Here is a 19,993-nt window from a genome sequence, read left to right as displayed (position 1 = left end):
CCGGATTCCCTCCCCTTTTACAATCTCGCGGACACATGCGTTTCGTCCGGTGCTCCGATGAAACCAGTCACTTCATACAAATGGACGCTTGTTGCCTTTCCTTTCATCCACTTCTCGCCGATAGACGCATAGCGGAAATACGGCTGCGTCCGCTCATAGGTCGCTTCTGACACTAAAATCTGATTGGCGGCGGCGTTTGACTCGATGCGCGCTGCTGTATTGACGTGATCGCCGATGGCTGTATAGTCCACGCGCAGGTAGGAACCGATGTTGCCGACGACTACCTCACCCGTATTGATACCAATGCCAATGCTGACTTCGACCTGATACTTTTCCCAGATCTCCCTGCGTACCTGCTCCATGCCCTGCTGGATGTCATATGCCGTCTTCACCGCGTAATACTCGTGATGGGGAACGTCGAGAGGTGCGTTAAACAGGACCATCGCCGCATCTCCAATGAATTTATCGATCGTACCGTGATTATGCAGGACCTGCGTGGTGATCATGTCAAACATCCGGTTCAAAAAGTCGACGATTTCTTCCGGCCGCAGCTTCTCCGAGAGCGGAGTGAAACCGCGAATGTCCAAGAAGAGAATCGAGAGCTCCTTGTTCACACCACCGAGGGGCAGCTCAACTTCGCGCTTGGCGATCTCCCGGACTAGCTCCGGCGAGATGTAGCGCCCGAACTGGCGGGTGATAAACTGCTTCTGCCGCGTTTCCATATAGGTCTTGGCTGCGATGTTGACAAAGAAAGCAGCAAACAAGGTGACGAGAGGAAGGACGGGCGACAGGTAAACCAGCTTGGAATCAAACAAAAGCCACTGCCCATAGAGCAAAAGAAACGAAACCGCAACGACCATGCCGATGCTGTAAAGTGGCTTTAAGCGCCACGTAAACCAGACAGTGAGAAGAAGCACGAGTAGCATCAGCAGGAGGATGAGGCTGTCGCTTGCGATCGTGATCGTTTGATCGTGCAGCAGCTGGTTGATGATATTGGCGTGTGCATAGACGAGATACATATGGTTATCGATCGGTGTCGGATGGGCATCATCCCCTGCAGCCGCATTGCCGATCAGAACGATCCGGTCCTTGAACGTTTCAGGAGGGACCTCGCCGCTGAGCACCATGTAAAACGGAATGTTCATGAAATCCTTGGTGGAGCCGTCAAACTTGATGGGCAGCTCTGTCTGCGGGTGATCCGTCAAGTAATGCTTGACGTCGGCACCATACATTTCCGCCATTCGGTAGGCGAGAGAAGGTATTTTGCCTTCAGGCGAATCGAGCATGAGCCATGTGCGCCGGATCACGCCGTCCTCATCAAGTGCTGCATTGATATGCGCTGTCTTGGCCGCCGAAGCAATTTCCGGTATCGGTTTGATCAACGCTTGACCTTTGATGAGCTGATCTTTGATGACCGTCGTTTCTTTGCGGAAAAAGCTTTCCAGCTCGACTACCGATGGAATGATGATGTTGTCATGCTTGGCCAGCTCGGCAGCAAATGCTTCATCGATTGCCGAATCTTCGCTTTTGGTGGTAAAGGTGATGTCAAATCCGACGACCTTTGCCTCTGCCAGAGCTTCTAATAGAGGGATGTAGGTGTCGCGTGGCCAAGGGAATGTTCCGATCAGATCAAGGGACTCCTGATCAATGTCGATCACGATGATGTCTTCATGGGGTGCGTGGGTCATGCTTTGTTTCATGTCGTAATCGTAGACAGTGTTATGCAGCTTAACTAACGCATCTCCCAAAAAAAGAGCCGCGCAGAGCAGCACTACCAGCAAATTTAAGGCGAAAGACAGCTTCCAGATGGTCTTTTTCATTTATGCCTCTACCAACCGTTCGAACTCTGCGAGATTGCAGATGTAGATTTTCTTTTTCTTGACCAGGATGACTTGCTGATTTTGCAGCTCAAGCAATACCTTGGTTACGGTTTCGCGTACTGTGCCTGTCATATCGGCGATTTGCTGATGAGTCAGCTTCAGATCAATCAGAACGCCCGATTTCTGTAAGATGCCATGCTTATCTGTCAGCCGCAGCAGCATCTTCATGATGCGAGTACGGGCATCGCGCATGGTTAGATCCGTAGTCATTTCGTTCGTCTTGCGCAAGCGGTCGAGGGCCGTTTGCAAAATACGCAGAGAGATCATCGGGTTCTGATAGACCAATGAGACAAAATCGCGGCGCTTCAGGACATACAGCGTCGTTTTTTCCAGCGTCTGGGCGGAAGCGGAGCGTACCTGCTCGTTTTCCAAAAGCGCCATTTCTCCAAAAAAATCATCATCACGGAAAATGGCGAGAATGACGTCTCTGACTCCGTCATCCCGATAGATTTTGACGATGCCGCTTTGAATGATGTAAAGCTCATCACCAGGCTCGCCTTCTCGGAAGACGTCTGTTCCCTTCTCATAAGTACGAGTCAAAAAAAGGGGAGACAGCTTGTCCAGATCGTCTTCCTCCAAATCTTGAAAAAAGGGAAAATTGCGAAGGAAATGGGAAGTATTCATGAGTAGACGAAACAACTCCTTTTTCAGCTGATCGCCAATGCCACCCCCAAGATGATGAGATGGAAGACTTGATCGCAGATGATCATCAGCCATTTGCTTCGGTCATCGGTCACTTGCATGACTTTGCGATACCAGAAGTACACAAAGCTGCGGCGATCGAGTATCACGTGGGAAACAAAAACAAGTACGATCGCCCACAAGGACAGCCCGCCAGGCACAAACAGATAGGCGAGCAAGGAAACAGAGAAGGTATAGACGAGACAGTGGGCCAGTAAAGGAACCCAGCGGTCGGCTTTGTACTTGGCCATCCATTCCGTTTGCAGCAGAAAATCTCCAATGAGATGTGCGATCAAGAGAATGTCAAATGCACTAAAATGATTCACGGCTGACTGAACTCCTCCCGTTTGGGGAAAAAGAGAGTCCCTTCCAAGAAAAGCGGAAGGGTCATCTAATCCCATAGTAGCATGCCGACTACAGTTTACACGGTTTCCCTCGAAAAAAATGTGGCGGCATTCACAAAAGCGAAAAGAGATTTAGGAAATAAGGCCGATCCATTTCCAGTAGGGAACACACAAGAGAACGGCCAAAATGACGGCGGCCGCATAAACAAGTGCGATTTGCTGTCCCTGGCGATGAGTAAAGGCCTTCCCTTCCGAACTGTAGTAGGCAGTCAGATAAGTGGGAGACTGATAGGCGAAAAAGAAAGGATCGGTAGCAAGCAAGATCACGAAAACAAAAATCCAAGGATGAATACCTGCCTGCTGGGCAAGCGGCATCAGCGCTGTCACGAGCAAAATCACGGCTGGATCGTCCCGGATGACCAGTGTCACTAGAAAGGATATGAGAATGACAACGGAAAGGAGCAGTGCGGGACTGGAAAGAAACAGGGCCATGTGATTTCCCAGGAAAACGGATAGGGCATCTGTGATCCCCAGCTCTTGCGTAGCTCCTGCAAAGCTGAACGCTACGCCGAGAAACAGCAGGAATGTCCAGTCAATGCCTGTAGACACCGCTTGTCGATCAAGCGTGCCGCTCACGACGAGAACGGCAAAGCCGATGAGCATAACCCATGCGCTGTCGATGCCGTGCAAGGGTTGAAGAACCAGCAACGTGATACTGGCGAGAGTGGTTATGACGGCGATGCGTTCCGTCCTCGTCCAAGGACCAAGCAAGCGCAGCTGCTCGTCTAGCACATCGTCTGAGATCGGTCTGACCTGGCGTACGTCGCGGAACATGAAATGCAGGACCACAAGCATGACCGCGGCAAAAACGAGGAACGCCGGAAGGGCATAGACGAACCATTGGAGCCAGTTGATGGGAACTCCGATGGAAGCCAGACCGTACGCCATCATGTTGGTATAGGATCCGGTCAGAACAAAAGGTGCGGTAAAGCCATAAAAAATCATGGAGGCAAGTCCCAAGCCTGCTGCGCCGCGGCTGTTGCTGGAAAAGCCCATGGATTCGGACAAGGTGCGGGCCAAGGGAACACCCAGCGATACTTTGGCAGAAGAGGAAGGGATGAGCGGATTGAGCAAAATGCCACCGGCAACGACTCCCCACAGCTGTCCTCGATAGTGTCGCGGAAAGTGCTTCAGTGCATTGAGTGACACGCGAAACAAGATCCCCGAGCGAGTGATGGCTGCGATGAATGCCATGATGAAGATCATGTAAAGCCAGGTGGTAGAGGCAAAGCCGGATAACGCTACCTCGGGGGGAACCACGCCTCCCATCACCCACGCCATGACCATGCCCAGTCCGACGATATAGTCGGGAATGATATTGACAATCCAGAGAATGACGGCAGCGATCCCGATTCCGATGAAATCCATCGCTGATCGGGACAGTCCACCGAATGGATCGACATAATGAAAGCACGCCAAACTGACCAATACAAGGACGGCCGCTATCCATACACCAAGAGGGCTGCGTTGAAAAAGTCCGCCCGCACTGCCGGCCAGCCTACGAATTTGTCCTCTCGCCAATTGCTGTTGAACCAGATGAGATCCAGGAGCTCTACCCCAACTGCTGCTTCCTGTGCCCGATTTTCTGGCTTCTGCCAAAGTCAAATATTCCATGGATTGCTGGTGTCTGCCTAGTTGAGCCTGGATGTGCGCAGCCCATTCATAAGTAGCGATCCATTGTTCATCCGTATAGTGCTCGCCGTGCTCGCTCCATGCGCGATCCAGAAGCACCATCCCGGATTGCGGTTCCACGCGCGTGATCCAGTACGACAAACGCTCAAAACGGCTGACGATGTACTCAGGCGGGCAGGCATCCAGCAATTTGTACAAACGAATATGGCTGCCAGCATCGAGCGATGATTTCACGCGATCGACAATTTCGAGTGCTTCCGACCAACGTCCGGACAGACTCAACAGCTCGACGGCCGCTTCCCACTCTTGTGCTGCTTCATAGTAAGCAAGCATCTCGGAAATCTGCTCAAGGATTTCTCCATGTCCATACCGGACCGTGGCGATTTCAGCCATCACTTGACGGGTATCTGATACGAGCGTATACCACCCAGGCGATGTATCGACTTCCTCGATGAACCGCCTTATCCTTGGCTCATTCTCGAGCGCTTCTTTCATGTCTATTCCCAATTGCTTTTCCAGCCATCTGCCGCTGATCCTCGGAAAAGGGGAGCAGCACAGCAGCAGGTGTACGAGCGCAGATGGGAAGTCATCCAGTTCCTTTGCGATCGCTTGGGAGGTCAATTCCTTGGTCGTCATCAGCTGCTCGTTGGTCGTCGTCAATCGACGTGACAGCAGTCGGATGAAATAGGTAGAGAGGGAGGGCAAATCTTCCACGAGAGCCTCGAAGGTCTCCCGGTCAATGATGTACAGCTCCGCATCCGTAGCTGCGATCGCTGTAGCTGATCGAGCCTCCCCCGTCAGCATGGCCATTTCTCCGAGCGTGTCGCCTTCACCGAGGACAGAGATCATTTGAGGGGATCTCCCGGACGTAGTGTCGACGTATAGCTCCAGCTTTCCATGCTTGATGACGTAGAGGCTGTCACCGGGATCGCCCTGGCGAAACAGCACCGTGCCCACTTTTACTGTACGTCGATCCAATTTCCCGAGCAGCTTGGCCAATTCTATATTGGATAATTGCGTAAACATTCCGATTTTTTGTAGCGATGCCATAGTTTGCCTCCCGCCCGTCGATCCGCTTGGAGCAGGGCTTATGCAGTTGAATTCGTTTCTTTTGATGACACCTCAGTAAAATAGCATAGTTATATCGCATTTGTAAGCTATCTAAAGTTAGTATTTTAGACAGACGTTGCGAAAAAGAATGAAAAATTCGTATGGATCAAATCCTGCTTGTCCACAATAGAAGTGAATTTGAAGTCTGAAAGGAGTGTTTGCATATGGAGGCTACTTTTGGCGCAGATGAGGTCATTAACAGAATCAAATCGATCCAGAGCAATGGAGGGTCGGTCAGCAAAAAGCAAGTAAAGCAAACGGATCCCGAGCTAATGAGAAACGCGTTGTTCTATTTCCCGAGCTGGGAGCACGCCTTGAAGAGTGCGGAAAACCTATAGAAAAAAAGGACTGTCTTTAGTTAGTCTAGCGTCAAGCATCTGAAACCGATCTCCATGCCGAACCTCGGAGGACGCATGGAGATTTTTCTTATGCCGCTCCAAAATAGATTCACAGCCACTCAAAGATAAGTTATAATTTTTAAAAAACAAAAAAGAGAACGCCGTTCTTATTTAGAGGACAAGAGGTGTGAGTTTGGAAAACAAAAAAACGGCCAAATTGGAAACGGGCGACAGAATTCTTAAAATTTTGGAATGCTTTACCCTGGACAAGCCGGAGTGGGGCGTATCTGAGCTGAGCGAGCATTTGCAGGTGTACAAGAGTGTGACGCACAGGGCGCTGGTCACGTTGGAAAACCGCGGCTTTGTCAAACAAAATCCTGTCAATCAGAAGTACACGCTGGGGATCAAGCTGTTCGAATTAGGGATGATCGTCGCCAATCAAATGAACCTGCGTTCGATCGCTAAACCAATCATGGAAGAGCTGTGCGAGCAGACGAATGAGACAGTCATGCTTATGATTGTAGATCATTTGGAAGGCATCTGCATAGAAAAAGTGGAGTCTTCCCAAAGCGTTCGCTATACGTCTCCGATGGGAAAAAGAGTGCCGCTTCATGCGGGAGCGACTACGAAAATATTGATGGCCTATCTGCCAGAGGATAGCATCCGGCAAATTATTGCCAACGGACTGCAGAGCTATACGAAATACACCGTATGCGATCCGGACGAGCTATTGCGGGAGCTGGCTGTGATTCGGGAGCAGGGCTATTCCATATCCGCGAATGATTTTTCGTTGGGCGGCATGGGAATTGCCGTGCCCATACAAGATTATACGGGCAATGTCGTGGCAGGTTTATCGATCTCTGGATTGGAACTTCGCATGAGCAAAGAATCAGACCGCCTTGTTTGGCTTTGCCAGCAAGCAGCATTTGAGATATCAAAGCGGATGGGTTCCAGATAATTTTTTTTGCTATTTGAGAAGAACGACGTCCTTCAAATAAGAACAAAACGATGCTCTAGCAAAATATCGAATGGTTCGGCAAGGGAGGTGAGGACCGAAAAAATAGGAGAACGATGGATACCACCCAAGGAAGCAACTGCATTGACTTCGCCATTCATTTTATTCGTTAGGGAAAGAGGGAGCTGCGATGAACGATTTGCAAAGGGAGGACATACAGAAAAGAGTCGCCAAGTGTATGCCCTGGATCCTGCTGTTCGAGTTTTTCTACACGTTTAATGACAACGTTTTTAACCTGATTACCCCCAACCTGTCGGAAGAGTTCGGGGTAACTCCGTCGACGATCAGCCTGATTGTGACTTTCAGCAAATTGTTCTTTGGGATTGCCGCCATTATTTATACGGCGTTGTCCGACATCATCAGCATACGCAAGGTCATGCTGTTTACCTGCGTTATATTTCCAATCGCTACTCTACTCGGGGTATTTTCCCAGCATAGCTTTACGCTTTTAATCATTTCCCGTGTCCTATTCGCAGTCACGATTGCAGCTCCAGTCGCCTTACAGATTATTATTGCGATCAAGTACTTTGATAAATTGACGGCTGCCAAATACCTTGGCTACAACACGGCCATCTACCAGCTTGCGAGTGCGGCGGGCCATTTGTTCGGCGGTTACATTACAGAGTACCTGCATTGGAATCTCGTCTTTTTGATTCCGCTGCTGACGATTTTCGGTTTGCCAGTCTTGTTCAAAAACCTTCCAAAAGAAGTGATGAAAAAAGGCTCCTTCGATGTGATTGGCATGATTTTAATGACGGCCATCTCTGCCTGCCTCATTACGTTCCTGACCTTTAAAATGAAATACCCGCTGCTCTTGGCTGGTGCTGCTGTATGTGCCGCTATGTTCGTCTGGCATACGCTAAAGAGCAAAAATCCGTTCTTGAAGCCTGAGCTTTTCAAGATCAAAGGAATCACACGCTCCTTGATCGTCGGCGTTTTGTTCTATGCGACCCAAATCGGCTTCTACTTTATTTTCCCGTTTATCGTGAAAGAAACGTACGGGATGTCCACCAGTACGATTGGCGCTTTCTACACGATCACGAACATCGCAGCGTTCATCATCGGTATGTTTACCGGGCGCATTATCAAAAAGATCGGGTACCGCAATATTGCCTTGCTTGGGGGAACGTTCATTTTTGCCGGTCTGGCCATGATTGCTTTCCTCGTCGGCTTTTCCGTCGTGTTTTCGTTCCTGGGCATGGGGCTGTTCAACATCGGCTACGTCTTGTTCTTCTCCGGCTATTTGACGAATTTCACGCAGCTGCTTCCCAAGCATCAGCAAGGTGCGGGGATCGGTGTGGAAAAGCTGGTGGTCACCATAGCGGCTTCCCTGGGGGGAGCGTTTGTCGCCATGCTGTACGGCCAGCCGTATATGATGACGAAGATCGTAGATTTTTCCTCCCACACGCAAACCGCTTTGTTTAGCAATGTTTCGCTCGTGCTCATGATCTTGATTGGTCTGGCAACATGGTTGTTCGTTAGCGTCTTCGGCAAGAATTTCAATCGCGAGGAAGAGTTCAGTCGCGAAGAGTCCAGTCAGACCATGCAATAACAAGCAAGCCTCTGGAAAGGAAAATAGCTATGCAAAAGATGCTGATGGATGTAGATACAGGTATCGATGATGCTCTCGCTATTGCGTATGCGACTTCTTTGCCGCATGTCGAGCTGGTGGGGATTACGACTACGTATGGGATGGCCCCTGTGGAATACTCCTATCGAAACACCTGCAAGGTCTTGGAATACGCAGGTGCCGATGTTCCGGTTAGGAAAGGCGCCGAAAAGCCTTTGCAGCGCAGCCGTACTTACAGCGGGAGAATTCACGGAACAGATGGGATGGGCAATACCTTGGGCCCCGTGAAAGACATGGTCTCCACGCAGCCAGCCGTTGATTTTATGATTGAGCAAATTTACCAATACAAGTCGGAGCTGACGATTGTGGCCACCGCTCCTTTGACAAACCTGGCTCTAGCGATTGCCAAAGCGCCTGAAATCGTGGACATGGTAGGTCGTGTCGTGATCATGGGTGGAGCGGTCATGACCCCAGGGAATGTCACCAAATTTGCGGAAGCCAACATCATCATTGATCCGGAAGCGGCGAATATCGTTTTTGGCTCGACCCTTCCCATTACAATGGTGGGCTTGGATGTGACTCGAAAAACATTGCTGACAACGCGTGATGTGGAGAGATGGAAGGAAAAGGATGACAAGCTGGGCAAGTCTTTGGCACCGTGCACGCAATTTTACCTGGACGCCTATAAAGAGCTTCATCCTTATTTGCAGGGGTGCGCCTTGCACGATCCTTTGGCAGTGGGTGTAGCCGCCTATCCGGATCTGGTGCAAACCGTTCCTATGTTTATTCGGGTAGATCTGGAAGAGGATGCTTTAGGCCGAACGACCGAAGACTTGTATCGGGAAGGCAGCGCTCAGCCGAATACCAAAGTATGTGTGCAGGTGGATGCAGACAGATTTATGAAAGACTTTTTCCACCGAATTGGATAAGGTTGCCAGATAGCTGGTCAGCCCTCTCAGTGGGGGCTGACCCGCAAAGAAGGGAAGGGTTTCTATGAAATGCGATATGATTATCAAAGATTGCAGCTTGCTCACTCCTGAATTTGAAGTCGTGGGGAGCCAATCGATCGCGATCGCCGATTCCAAAATAGTCGCGATCGGCAGCTATACCGAGCTGAAAGAAACATACGAGGCTGCAAGTGTTTTGGACGGAAAAGGGAAGCTCTGCATGCCAGGTCTGGTCGACGCTCACACACATACCTGTCAGCAATTGTTGAAAGGAAGAACGATGGATGAGCTCCCGATGATCTGGTCTCGGATCCTGGTCCCCTTTGAAGGCAATATGGACGAGCAGGATTCGTATGTAAGCGCGCAGCTCAGTTGCTTGGAAATGATCAAGTCGGGCACGACAGCATTCGCTGATGCAGGCGGGGTGCACATGCACAAGGTGCTTGAGGCGACGATCGAATCGGGCATGCGGGCAGCGATTACACGCTCATCCATCGATATCGGGGATTTTCTCCCGGATACGATGAAGCAGCCGATGGAAAAGATTCTGGATAACAATGAGTGGTTGTTTAAGCAATACCATGGCAGCGGCGATGGAAGAATTCAGGTCTGGTTCGGGATTCGCCAGGTCATGTCATGCTCCCCTGAGCTGATCCAGGCTGCGGCACAGAAAGCAAGAGAGTACAATACGGGTCTGCATGCGCATCTGGCGGAGCACAGGGATGAGGTCCGCTATTGTCTGGAAAAGTACAAGCTACGACCAGTCGAGTATCTGGATTCCCTGGGTGCGCTCGGGCCCAATTTGCTGACGGCACACAACGTCGTGTACTCCGAGCAGGAGCTGGAGATTTTGCGTGACCGAGAAGTGAAGATCGTCCATTGTCCACGCGCCAACTTCAATTCGCACGGATTCCCCAAAACTCCGCGGATGGTGCAAATGGGCATGTCAATCGGGATCGGCTCAGATGGCTCTTCCGGCTCAAATCTAAGCCTATGGGATGAAATCCGGGTATTTCGTTCCGGCATTCACGCCTACTGGGGACTTCCCGTTTTTGATCCACTCGTTATGCCGGCAAACGAATTGCTAAAAATGATCACGGTCGGCGGAGCACAGGCGCTCCAAATCGAGAAAGAGATTGGCACGATCGAGGTCGGGAAGAAAGCCGATGTCATCCTGGTCAACATCGAGCAGCCGCATATTTGGCCTACGCGAAATCTCGTGAATACCATCGTGGAATCCGTTACGAGTAAAGATGTGGAGGATGTCATTATCGATGGAAAACTGGTCATGAAAAACCGGGAAATGCTGACCCTAGACGAAGAACGAATCCTGTATGAAAGCGCAGCAAGAATGGAATCGATCGCGCAAAAGGCAGGCATTTAACGCCACCATCGCCCCGGTCGATCAACAAGGGCTGAGACGATACCGATACACGGGATGTTCCAGCAATAGAGGGGATCGAGTGGTCATAAAAGGAAGGGAGAGAGACTGGGTGAATGTGCCCGAGTCTCTTTTTTTGAGGAAGGTCGTCAAGGTAAGGCTTCGACATCATGCCGCGCAGACGTAAACAAGGTCGTCTGGTTTCTTCCCTGCTGCTTCGAAAGGTAGAGCGCTTGATCTGCAGCTGTGACAATCTGGATCGGCTTGCTCCCATCCAGCGGAAAGCTCGCGATACCCAGCGAGATGGTAATCGTAGATGTCGTCGGATTTTCCAACGCAGCAACAGCGCAGCGGAGACGCTCCGCGATGTGAGAAGCCAATTTTTGATTGGCGTCGAAGATCAAGATGGCAAATTCCTCGCCTCCGTAGCGAAAACAGAGGTCATCCTCCCGAGTTTGCTCCAGCATCGTTTTGGAGACGAGCTTGAGCACTTCATCACCCATGACATGTCCATAGGTATCGTTTATTTTCTTGAAATGATCGATATCCAGCAGGACCAATGAAAAGGGAATCTTGTTCTTGATGCGATCCTGGAGGGTGTAATCAAACATCTTTCGATTGTACAGCCTGGTCAGTCCATCGATTCTGACCTCGGTCTGCAGCTTGATTAGCCGCTTGTTTACTAGTCGCATGGCCATTCGTGTGCTCTGGTACAGCTTTTGCACTTCGTAAATCTTGGAGGTAGTCATCGGGATCTCGGTACTCTTCCTTCCCGTTTTTACCGTTCCCCCGGAAAAATGAGCCAGCCTGGATAGCGAGTTGCTGATATTTTTGGCGAGCAGCCAGACGATTCCGATATTGATTAAAAGGAAGGGCAGCGCCGTTGCTAGCAAGCTTTTGAGAAGCTGCAGATTGGATTCATTTACGCGGGAGGTCGGCGTTTGCGATACGATCCCCCATCCGGTAATGGGTTCATAGGCATAACCAGCAAAGAAAGAATCCCCTTTGCTGTTGACGACTTCAGCAGAGCCATTTTCTCTCGCCAGTGCTTTTTGAATCGCCGGGTTCATCGCGACGGACTCTCCTAGTCGCGCTTGCACTGGATGGAAGATCAAGCGGCCATCCTCATCCACGACGTACACGTATGAGCCGTCGCCGTAAAAATGCTCTTTCAGCATTCGATTCAATACATTGGAATCTTCTAGGTAGATGGTTCCGCCGACAAAGCCTTTGTATTGTCCCTGATGATCGAAGAGGGGGGCTGACACCAAGAGAATCAGTCTGCCCGTGACGCCGACATAAGGCTTGGAGATCAAGTGTTTTTTCAGTAAGATCGCCTGTTTGGCTGCAGGAGAAGTGAGCTTCGTACCTGGTTCAGCTCCTTCCACCATGGGGACGATCTGGCGTATGGTTCCTTGGGCATCCGCTATCAAAATGGAGTGAAATAAATTTTTATTTGCCGCAAACCAGTCCTGCAGATCGGCTGGGGGAATGGGTTGTCTTGAGCTGCGTAAAGCCAAAGCGTCCATTGCGTTTTGCATGCCCTGCAATACTTCTGTGGTGTTGCTCGCTAGCTTTCTGGCGTAGTGGAAGTTGTTTTCCAAAAAGTTGGCGGTAAGGGAGGCTGTATTGACGCGAATAGAGGAAATGACACCAATCAAGACAGTGAGGAGAACGGAAAACAAGACTAGCAATTCAAGAATAAATCGGAGAGTATAGGTTTTTCTCTTCGTCATGCCCAACACCTTTTCAATTGCACCATATAAAGCCATGAAATAATCTTTACCCCGTTTACTTGCAGATGAATCGTTTTTTCAAAGGAAAAAGCTGACCGTGCCGGAATGGACAGGAATAAGGTGGAGTAGAGTGCCATTTAAAAGGTATCGGCATTTCAAACAAGGGGCATGAGATGAGAATGAAAAAATCCCAGCCCCTTTACGGATGCTGGGATTTGCTCTCGAAAAAGCTTCGCTCCTCAATCTGGTATTTCTTGATTTTTTGATAGAGGGTCGAGCGGCTGATAGCGAGTCTTTCAGCAGCGAGACTGCGATTTCCACCGCATTCGGAAAGAGCAGCGACGATCAAGTCTCTCTCGGCAGCCGCTATGACATCCCGCTTGCTGTGCGTCAGGGCTGGCAGCTTTGCTGGGAGAGGGGGAGGGACTGGCAAGGAATGTGATTCGGCATTGGCGAGAAAGGCAGGCAGCGCCTCCGGGACGATCCAGTCTCCCGCGTTCAGGTTCATGGCCCTTTCCAAGACATTTTCCAACTCACGAACGTTTCCTGGCCAATGATGCTGCTGCAAACGCTCCAAGGTAGAAGGAGTGACGCCTTGTACCTGCTTCCCTAAAATTTTGTTCAGCTTTTGTACCAGATGACTGCAGAGCAGGGGCAAGTCTTCTTTTCGCTCACGAAGCGGCGGGATGGCGAGATGAATGACGTGAATGCGGTAGTAAAGGTCTTCACGGAATTTTCGTTCGGCAATCAGATCCTCGAGATGCTTGTTGGTGGCAGCGACGATGCGCACATCTACGGTCCTGCTGACGGTGTCGCCGATCCGGTCAAAGGATTTCTCCTGCAAAACGCGCAAGAGCTTGGCTTGCAACGCCAGCGGCATATCGCCAATCTCGTCGAGAAACAGCGTGCCCCCGTCAGCCAGTTCGAATTTGCCGGGCTTTCCCCCTTTTCGAGCCCCGGTAAACGCACCGTCGGCATAACCGAAAAACTCCGATTCCAAAAGCTCCTCGGGAATGGCAGCGCAATTTACTTTGACGAAGCGGCCAGGTCTCCCTGAGATTTCGTGGATGGCTTGAGCAAACAGCTCCTTGCCCGTTCCGCTCTCGCCTGTGATCAGGACGGTCGAGGAGCCCTGGGCAGATAGATAGGCCTGGTTTTTGATGGCTTCCATCGCGGAATTGCGCGTGATCACATGGTCGAAAGCCGTGCCTTGCACGTGGGAGCGCATGTATTCGCCGCGATAGTAGGTGAGCTCGTGCTCCAGGTTTTCCATGCGGCTGAACAGGTCTTTCATATGGGGAAGCTGGCGGAAAATGACTTTGGCAATCGCCCCCACCTGCTTGTTTTGGACGATGATCGGCATGCGGGTGATGACGCATTTGATGCCGCGGATGACCTGGATATCACCGACGAGCTCTTTGCCCGTGCGCAGCGTGTCCTCCAGGTTCAGCTCTGGCAATCTTTGCGAGGCTGGTGTACCGAGCAGCTCCTCCCGCGAAATGCCGTAAAGCTCCAGCAGCGCATCGTTGACCATTTGAAAGCAGCCCTGCTCATCGATGATCGCGATGCCGTCATAGGCCATCTCCAAAGCACTTTCGAGCATCCCCTCGAGACGCTTGGTCGTTTCCAGCTCGCGGGCCACTTTCTCATACGCAGTGAGATCACGCAGCACGGCAATTGCGCCAATCACTTTTTCGCGAAAAGAAATGGGGGTGTAGGAAGCCATAACGACAGCGGAAGGGAGCTGGACCTTTTGCGGCTCACGAGGGGCTTCGTTTTCCAGGGCGTGAATCATGCCGTCACTGATCATCGGCAAAAGAGTCTGGATGTGTTCCTCCATCACTGTGTCGGAGTTGATTTGAAACATTGCCGCTGCAGCAGAGTTGAACGTGTGGATATGATGCATGTGATCGATTCCGATGACACCGTCCTCCAGATTTTCGATCAGGGCGGTCATCTGGTTGATCAAACGACGCTCTCGCTGCAGGAAGCTTTGGATCAAGTCGCTTTTGGTGGAAACACCGAGGACTTTCCCAACGTCATCCACGATCACGGCATGGGCGACCTTTGCGGAGAGCAGGATCTTCCTCGCTTCCGTGACAGGGTAGTGAAAGGGAACGGTCGTCACATCGCGGTACAGATAAGGTGTGATGGGAGTGTCGAGCGGACAATTCTTGAGAATCATGCGGTAGAGCTGATATTTCGTGATGATCCCTTCCAGTGTGCCATCCTCATACAGGACGCATCCTACGTCTTGGCGATGCGCAAGAAACTGGGTCAGGACATATCCCAAAGTACAATCTGCCTGCAGAGCGACAAACTCTTTGGTCATGCAGCTGGACATGTTCACGAGCGTTCCCCCTCCTCCACAAGATGTGTGTTTTTTTGTACAAGTGTCTGAATATTACATCAATTGTATGCGAAAGAGGAATATTTTTGTAGGCGCATTCGCTTTTTTCGTGTATGCCAAGCAGTTGAAAGTGGCCCTTCACTTGCATAAATGGAAGCGTTAAGAAGGGAAAGGGAGGTGACGTGCCTTTGTCCTCATCCATTCATGCGATGAATAGAATGACAGTAGGCGGCATGTCGATGCGAGCTGCTATGACAACAGGCGGATGAACAGCAGACGATGCTGGACAACCGCCAATGAGGGGGAGAAATAGGCTTGGAGCAAAAACAATCCGTGTATGACTGGAAGCAAATCGTCGATCGCTTGCAGCAGTATTTGCGCTTAAAAACGACCCCGATCGGAATGAAGCTGTTTGCCACTCGCGAGGAAATGGAAGCCATCCACCGGATTCGTCGTCCGCAGGCCATACATACAGCGGATCAGATCGTGGCGCAGGCTGCCCGTTTAGGCTGGACGGTCGGGATCACGGCAGACGATCTCGTCTCTCCCCAGTGTGGAGTCGTTCTCGGGCTGCATCCTCGCACAGAGGAATGGCTGTCGGGGAAGAATATGGCCGGTGTCTGGTTTGAAAACGAACAAGAGGCAGCTGCCCATCAGCAAGCTATGACGGTCGTGCCTTTTGGACAATACGAAGCCATGGCAGTTTCCCCCTTGATCGCGCAGCGTTTTACACCCGATATTTGTCTGCTGTACGGAACACCGGGTCAGATGATTCTGTTCATCAATGGCTTGCAGTGGTCCGGCTACAAAAAGCTGGAGTGGAGTGTCGTTGGTGAATCGTCCTGCGCCGATTCCTGGGGACGTGCATTGCTTACAAGGGAGCCGAGCCTCTCGATCCCCTGTTTTGCCGAAAGGCGCTACGGAGGAGTTCTGGATGACGAGCTGCTCATGGCTTTGCCGCCCGAATTTTTGCTAAAAGCACTAGATGGACTCGAACAGCTTTCCAAGAATGGACTGCGCTATCCGATTCCCCAATACGGGGTTCAGATGGATGTTCGCGCAGGGATGCAGCATAGCTACGGATAAAGACAACGCGTTGTCATAGAGGAATCCTCTGCGGCGAGTAGTATTCTTTAGAGAGACTATTCGCAGGAAATGAGGAGAAGTGCATGAATAAAATTCGCTATGAGCGCAGGCGCTACACCGCAGGACCCACTCCAATCGAGAAGCTGGAGCGGCTTTCACAGGTGCTGGGGGGACCCACGATATCTATCAAACGCGACGATCAGCTGGGACTGACCGTGGGGGGAAACAAGACGCGCAAGCTGGAATACCTGGTGGCAGACGCCCTCAGGCAGGGAGCCGATACACTCATTACATGCGGAGCCGTTCAATCCAACCATTGTCGCCTGACACTGGCTGCCGCAGTAAGGGAAGGACTCAAATGCCAGCTGGTACTGACAGAGCCGGTCGACGGCTACAATCCGCAGGCGAACGGAAACCATCTGCTGTTTCATTTGCTGGGAGTGGAAAAGATCGAAGTGATTCCTGCGGGTGGTGACACACAGCCTGTGATGGAAAAGCTGGCACAGGAGCTCGCAGACCAAGGAAGAAAAGCGTATTTGATTCCGGTGGGCGGCTCCAATGAAGTGGGGTCACTCGGCTATATGGCTTGCGCGGAGGAAATCGAGCAGCAGTCCTGGGAGTCCGGCACCGTGTACGATTATGTGGTGACGGCGTCAGGGAGTGCCGGAACGCAGGCAGGTCTTTTGGCAGGCTTCCTCGCTCGCCAGTCCGACATAAAGGTGATCGGGGTAAACGTCAGCCGCGATCGTGCGGCGCAAGAAGCGAAGGTGCTGGACCTTTTCGCCAGCACCGCAGAAATGATCGGTCTGCGAGGGGAGATTCGTCCCGAGTCTGTTCGCTGCGATGACCGCTTCGTGGGTCCTGGCTACGCGATTCCAACCGAGGAAATGATCGAAGCCGTGAAGCTGGTTGCCCAAACAGAGGGTATCTTGCTCGACCCGGTTTATTCCGGAAAAGCGATGGCAGGGCTGATCGGCATGATCCGAGAGGGACGTTTTGCCAACGAGAACCACGTGCTGTTCCTGCATACGGGCGGATCGCCGGCACTGTATACGGTGCCGCAGCTGTTTATACCGGAGCGGTCCTAAAGGGAGAGGAAGAGCCTTGGTGTCGACCAGGGCTTTTTTCTTTGGGAAGTGGGCCGCCCTGTACACAGCCAAAACTTGATATGCTTTCTATACCCCTATCCAGTATAATAGAGTAGGAAAACCTGATCAGATAAGGGGGACGCATGATGAAAAAAACAGTGGAGCAGGGGTCTTTGGAGCAGGAAATTATGACGTTCGTGAGTGCGTTTATAAAAAAGACAAATGGAAGAGGACCCCGAGATGTCAAAGTGAAAATGGTAGACAATTTGATGCTGTATTTCATCGAGGGCATCCTGTCGCCAATGGAGAAATACATCTTGCAGTCCCCGCAAGGAAAAAGCACGATTTTCGAGGCGAGACGCCTGTATGTCGAAAATATTAAAGAAGAGCGCGTAGCCGCTTTTGAGAAGATATTAAATGCCAAGGTAATCGACCATTACATCGGTTGGGATTTGGACAAGGATTCAGCCGTCGGTGTTGTCGTATACGAAAAATAAAAGGGGTTGCATTATCAGAAAATTTGTTTTATAGTGAATTCACAACCAAAACAATCAAAGCAAAGATGATGAATCTTTGTTAGATATTGAAAACCATTGGGTGGTTCTTGGACAAATCAAGGACAGACCGTGGCTCATTAAAACTATTCGTTTAGTTTTAATGGTCAAGGTCTGTCCTTTTTGCTTTGAACAAAAAGGCAGGTGATGGGGAGCAGCACTAGTTCGAGCTTACGTACAGGAAGAGCATAGAAAATTCCATGAAGCGAGGAGAGATTGATAGATGAGTACTTTGTCGCCCATCCGTTTGTCCCAATTTATCGAGGAAAATAAAGATTTGCTGAAACCGCCGGTCAACAACAAAGTGATCTGGAAGGACGCCGAGCTAATGGTGCAGGTGATTGGCGGTCCAAACAAGCGCCGTGATTTTCACGTAGACCCATCGGAGGAAATCTTCTATCAGCTCAAAGGAGATTGCTATGTAGAAATCATCAACGCAGCAGGCAAGCGACAGGTCATTACGGTGAGAGAAGGAGAAATGTTCCTGCTTCCTCCGAACGTTCCGCACTCCCCGCACAGGGTGCCGGATACAATCGGCATCGTCATCGAGCGAAATCGCGCAGAAGGAGAGCTGGAGGATTTCGTCTGGTTCTGCGATCAATGCGACCATGAGATGCACCGGGTAACTGTTCAACTGACCAATATTGAAATTCAGGTAAAGGAAGCGATCAACGGATTCAATGGAAGAGAGGACCTGCGGACTTGCCAAAATTGCGGACACCAAATGCCGCCGGAAGCGAGTGAGTGGAAATGCGAGTAGATTTCCACACGCATATCATCCCGGAAGATCTGCCGAATCTGGCAGAAAAATTTCAGGGAGATCGCTGGCCGACTCTGCAGCGAACATGCACATGCGGCGCTAATATTATGGTGGCAGGCAAGGTGTTCCGCGAAGTGACGGATCAGGTTTGGGACCCTCAAAAGCGGATCCATGACATGGAGCGGGAAAATGTCGATATGCAAGTGCTTTCTCCCATTCCCGTCACGTTTTCGTACTGGGCTCCACCTAAGGAAGCGGAAGTATTGGCCCGTATCCAAAATGATTTCATTGCCGAAACGGTGAAGCAGTATCCCAATCGCTTTGCCGGGCTTGGAACGGTGCCTTTGCAGGACACGGAAACAGCTATCCGTGAAATGGATCGCTGCATGCATGAGCTTGGCCTTCGAGGGATTGAAATCGGTACGAATGTGAACGGAAAAAATTTGGATGATCCTTCACTGATTGAATTTTTCGAAATGAGCGAGAAGTGGGGAGTGCCGCTGTTTGTTCACCCGTGGGAGACACTGGGGAGAGACCGAATTACACGGCACAATCTCATGTACACAGTAGGGATGCCGAGTGAAACGGCATTGGCGGGGGCCAGCCTGATTTTGGGTGGTGTTCTGGATAAATTTCCTAAGCTGAAAATTTGTTTATCTCACGGGGGTGGATCGTTCCCCTTTATTCTCCCCCGACTGGACAAAGGCTGGAAGGTTTGGCCGCACTTGCGGTTAATCGAGCAGCCCCCGAGCTATTACGCCAAGAGCCTTTATTTTGATGCTCTGGTGAATGACCCGACCAACATCCAATACTTGGTGGATCGCTTTGGTCACGACAAAGTTTTGATGGGGTCGGATTATCCGTTTCTGCTGCGGGAAGTACCCCCAGGAGATACCATCGATCAGACCTTGACGGTTACGGAAGAACAGAAGCGAGCGATGCTCGGAGAAAACGCTCTACGCTTTTTAAATATGAAGTAAAAGGTGATGAAACAGTGAACAACGCAGAGCTTACACCCGAACAAAAATTGCAGGAGCTCGGCTTGATTCTGCCTGCTCCCCGGCAAGCTGTCGGAAATTACGTCGGCTGCGTGCGTGTAGGGAACCTGATTTTTACGGCAGGTCAAGGGACGGACGAGTACAGAGGAAGACTAGGCGAAGATGTTTCGATCGATGTGGGGTATCTGGCGGCAAAGCAATGCATGCTGAATCTTCTGGCTGTCGTCAAGCAAGAGATAGGGGAGCTGAGCCGGGTCAAGCGCATCGTGAAGATTCTCGGGTTCGTCAACAGCACCCTCGCGTTCACGGATCAGCCCAAGGTCATGAACGGTGCGTCTGATCTCTTGGTTCAGGTATTCGGTGACAGAGGCAGACATGGACGGTCTGCGGTCGGAATGGCACAGCTTCCGCTCAACAATGCGGTTGAGGTGGAAATGATTTTGGAGATTGAGGAGTAGGAGGA

17 protein-coding genes are annotated in these 19,993 nt (G+C 50.9%); 11 read left to right on the top strand and 6 right to left on the bottom strand.

Going from position 1 to position 19,993, the window contains the following annotated elements; genetic code table 11:
• Positions 1 to 17: 17 nt before the first annotated feature.
• The 4 genes from EDM59_RS13170 to EDM59_RS13155 all read right to left on the bottom strand — a co-directional run bounded on the left by EDM59_RS13170 (position 18) and on the right by EDM59_RS13155 (position 5,647).
• The gene (locus tag EDM59_RS13170) at positions 18 to 1,820 is read right to left on the bottom strand and encodes a CHASE2 domain-containing protein (RefSeq protein WP_122924011.1); all 1,803 of its coding nucleotides are present in this window, start codon (positions 1,818 to 1,820) and stop codon (positions 18 to 20) included.
• A complete protein-coding gene (locus EDM59_RS13165) occupies positions 1,821 to 2,504 on the bottom strand; it encodes a Crp/Fnr family transcriptional regulator (protein ID WP_183192909.1) in 684 nt (227 codons plus the stop codon).
• A gap of 23 nt (positions 2,505 to 2,527) precedes the next feature.
• Positions 2,528 to 2,887 (bottom strand): DUF3307 domain-containing protein, encoded by a 360-nt coding sequence (locus EDM59_RS13160; RefSeq protein ID WP_246011027.1) that lies wholly within the window; start codon positions 2,885 to 2,887, stop codon positions 2,528 to 2,530.
• Between the two features lie 150 nt (positions 2,888 to 3,037).
• Positions 3,038 to 5,647 (bottom strand): SLC13 family permease, encoded by a 2,610-nt coding sequence (locus EDM59_RS13155; RefSeq protein WP_122924008.1) that lies wholly within the window; start codon positions 5,645 to 5,647, stop codon positions 3,038 to 3,040.
• Between the two features lie 224 nt (positions 5,648 to 5,871).
• Between EDM59_RS13155 and EDM59_RS31055 the strand changes: the two genes are divergently transcribed.
• The 5 genes from EDM59_RS31055 to EDM59_RS13135 all read left to right on the top strand — a co-directional run bounded on the left by EDM59_RS31055 (position 5,872) and on the right by EDM59_RS13135 (position 10,961).
• Positions 5,872 to 6,045: a hypothetical protein gene (locus EDM59_RS31055; protein ID WP_170184418.1), complete on the top strand. Its 174-nt coding sequence runs from the start codon at positions 5,872 to 5,874 to the stop codon at positions 6,043 to 6,045.
• 193 nt (positions 6,046 to 6,238) lie between these two features.
• A complete protein-coding gene (locus tag EDM59_RS13150) occupies positions 6,239 to 7,003 on the top strand; it encodes an IclR family transcriptional regulator (protein ID WP_183192908.1) in 765 nt (254 codons plus the stop codon).
• Positions 7,004 to 7,190: 187 nt separating this feature from the next.
• The gene (locus EDM59_RS13145) at positions 7,191 to 8,612 is read left to right on the top strand and encodes an MFS transporter (protein ID WP_122924006.1); all 1,422 of its coding nucleotides are present in this window, start codon (positions 7,191 to 7,193) and stop codon (positions 8,610 to 8,612) included.
• A gap of 29 nt (positions 8,613 to 8,641) precedes the next feature.
• On the top strand, positions 8,642 to 9,559 hold the full coding sequence (locus EDM59_RS13140) for a nucleoside hydrolase (RefSeq protein WP_122924005.1): 918 nt from the start codon (positions 8,642 to 8,644) through the stop codon (positions 9,557 to 9,559).
• 64 nt (positions 9,560 to 9,623) lie between these two features.
• Positions 9,624 to 10,961 (top strand): amidohydrolase family protein, encoded by a 1,338-nt coding sequence (locus EDM59_RS13135; RefSeq protein ID WP_122924004.1) that lies wholly within the window; start codon positions 9,624 to 9,626, stop codon positions 10,959 to 10,961.
• Positions 10,962 to 11,107: 146 nt separating this feature from the next.
• Here EDM59_RS13135 and EDM59_RS13130 read toward each other — a convergent pair whose 3' ends face one another.
• Together EDM59_RS13130 and EDM59_RS13125 are read right to left on the bottom strand one after the other, a co-directional pair.
• On the bottom strand, positions 11,108 to 12,694 hold the full coding sequence (locus EDM59_RS13130) for a sensor domain-containing diguanylate cyclase (RefSeq protein WP_183192907.1): 1,587 nt from the start codon (positions 12,692 to 12,694) through the stop codon (positions 11,108 to 11,110).
• A gap of 199 nt (positions 12,695 to 12,893) precedes the next feature.
• Complete coding sequence (locus EDM59_RS13125; RefSeq protein WP_246011035.1) at positions 12,894 to 15,038, bottom strand: sigma-54-dependent Fis family transcriptional regulator; 2,145 nt, start codon at positions 15,036 to 15,038, stop codon at positions 12,894 to 12,896.
• A 321-nt stretch (positions 15,039 to 15,359) separates the two neighbouring features.
• Here EDM59_RS13125 and EDM59_RS13120 point away from each other — a divergent pair, with 321 nt between their 5' ends.
• The 6 genes from EDM59_RS13120 (at position 15,360) to EDM59_RS13095 (ending at position 19,988) form a co-directional block, all read left to right on the top strand.
• Complete coding sequence (locus EDM59_RS13120; RefSeq protein WP_122924001.1) at positions 15,360 to 16,130, top strand: DUF169 domain-containing protein; 771 nt, start codon at positions 15,360 to 15,362, stop codon at positions 16,128 to 16,130.
• Positions 16,131 to 16,213: 83 nt separating this feature from the next.
• Complete coding sequence (gene cuyA / locus EDM59_RS13115) at positions 16,214 to 17,218, top strand: D-cysteate sulfo-lyase (RefSeq protein WP_122924000.1); 1,005 nt, start codon at positions 16,214 to 16,216, stop codon at positions 17,216 to 17,218.
• A gap of 146 nt (positions 17,219 to 17,364) precedes the next feature.
• Positions 17,365 to 17,715: a Na-translocating system protein MpsC family protein gene (locus tag EDM59_RS13110; RefSeq protein ID WP_183192906.1), complete on the top strand. Its 351-nt coding sequence runs from the start codon at positions 17,365 to 17,367 to the stop codon at positions 17,713 to 17,715.
• Between the two features lie 280 nt (positions 17,716 to 17,995).
• Positions 17,996 to 18,532 carry a 3-hydroxyanthranilate 3,4-dioxygenase gene (locus tag EDM59_RS13105; protein WP_122923998.1) on the top strand — a complete coding sequence of 179 codons (537 nt, stop codon included), beginning with the start codon at positions 17,996 to 17,998 and terminating at the stop codon, positions 18,530 to 18,532.
• Positions 18,523 to 19,512: an amidohydrolase family protein gene (locus tag EDM59_RS13100; RefSeq protein WP_122924058.1), complete on the top strand. Its 990-nt coding sequence runs from the start codon at positions 18,523 to 18,525 to the stop codon at positions 19,510 to 19,512. Before EDM59_RS13105 ends, EDM59_RS13100 begins: the two co-directional genes overlap by 10 nt.
• A 14-nt stretch (positions 19,513 to 19,526) precedes the next feature.
• Entirely contained in the window at positions 19,527 to 19,988 is a 462-nt protein-coding gene (locus tag EDM59_RS13095) for a RidA family protein (protein ID WP_122923997.1), read from the top strand.
• Positions 19,989 to 19,993 lie beyond the last annotated feature (5 nt).

Origin of the sequence: Brevibacillus nitrificans (assembly GCF_003710965.1) — a bacterium.
In the GTDB taxonomy this organism is placed as follows: domain Bacteria; phylum Bacillota; class Bacilli; order Brevibacillales; family Brevibacillaceae; genus Brevibacillus; species Brevibacillus centrosporus.
Note: the sequence above shows the minus strand (reverse complement) of the source record. Positions and strands in the feature narration are given on the sequence as shown.

Coding starts and splice junctions, on each gene's coding strand:
- EDM59_RS13145 (WP_122924006.1), top strand. CDS start 7,191: ATGAACGATTTGCAAAGGGAGGACATACAGAAAAGAGTCGCCAAGTGT.
- EDM59_RS13170 (WP_122924011.1), bottom strand. CDS start 1,820: ATGAAAAAGACCATCTGGAAGCTGTCTTTCGCCTTAAATTTGCTGGTA.
- EDM59_RS13100 (WP_122924058.1), top strand. CDS start 18,523: ATGCGAGTAGATTTCCACACGCATATCATCCCGGAAGATCTGCCGAAT.
- EDM59_RS31055 (WP_170184418.1), top strand. CDS start 5,872: ATGGAGGCTACTTTTGGCGCAGATGAGGTCATTAACAGAATCAAATCG.
- cuyA (WP_122924000.1), top strand. CDS start 16,214: ATGAATAAAATTCGCTATGAGCGCAGGCGCTACACCGCAGGACCCACT.
- EDM59_RS13130 (WP_183192907.1), bottom strand. CDS start 12,694: ATGACGAAGAGAAAAACCTATACTCTCCGATTTATTCTTGAATTGCTA.
- EDM59_RS13155 (WP_122924008.1), bottom strand. CDS start 5,647: ATGGCATCGCTACAAAAAATCGGAATGTTTACGCAATTATCCAATATA.
- EDM59_RS13110 (WP_183192906.1), top strand. CDS start 17,365: ATGAAAAAAACAGTGGAGCAGGGGTCTTTGGAGCAGGAAATTATGACG.
- EDM59_RS13165 (WP_183192909.1), bottom strand. CDS start 2,504: ATGAATACTTCCCATTTCCTTCGCAATTTTCCCTTTTTTCAAGATTTG.
- EDM59_RS13135 (WP_122924004.1), top strand. CDS start 9,624: ATGAAATGCGATATGATTATCAAAGATTGCAGCTTGCTCACTCCTGAA.
- EDM59_RS13125 (WP_246011035.1), bottom strand. CDS start 15,038: ATGTCCAGCTGCATGACCAAAGAGTTTGTCGCTCTGCAGGCAGATTGT.
- EDM59_RS13140 (WP_122924005.1), top strand. CDS start 8,642: ATGCAAAAGATGCTGATGGATGTAGATACAGGTATCGATGATGCTCTC.
- EDM59_RS13105 (WP_122923998.1), top strand. CDS start 17,996: ATGAGTACTTTGTCGCCCATCCGTTTGTCCCAATTTATCGAGGAAAAT.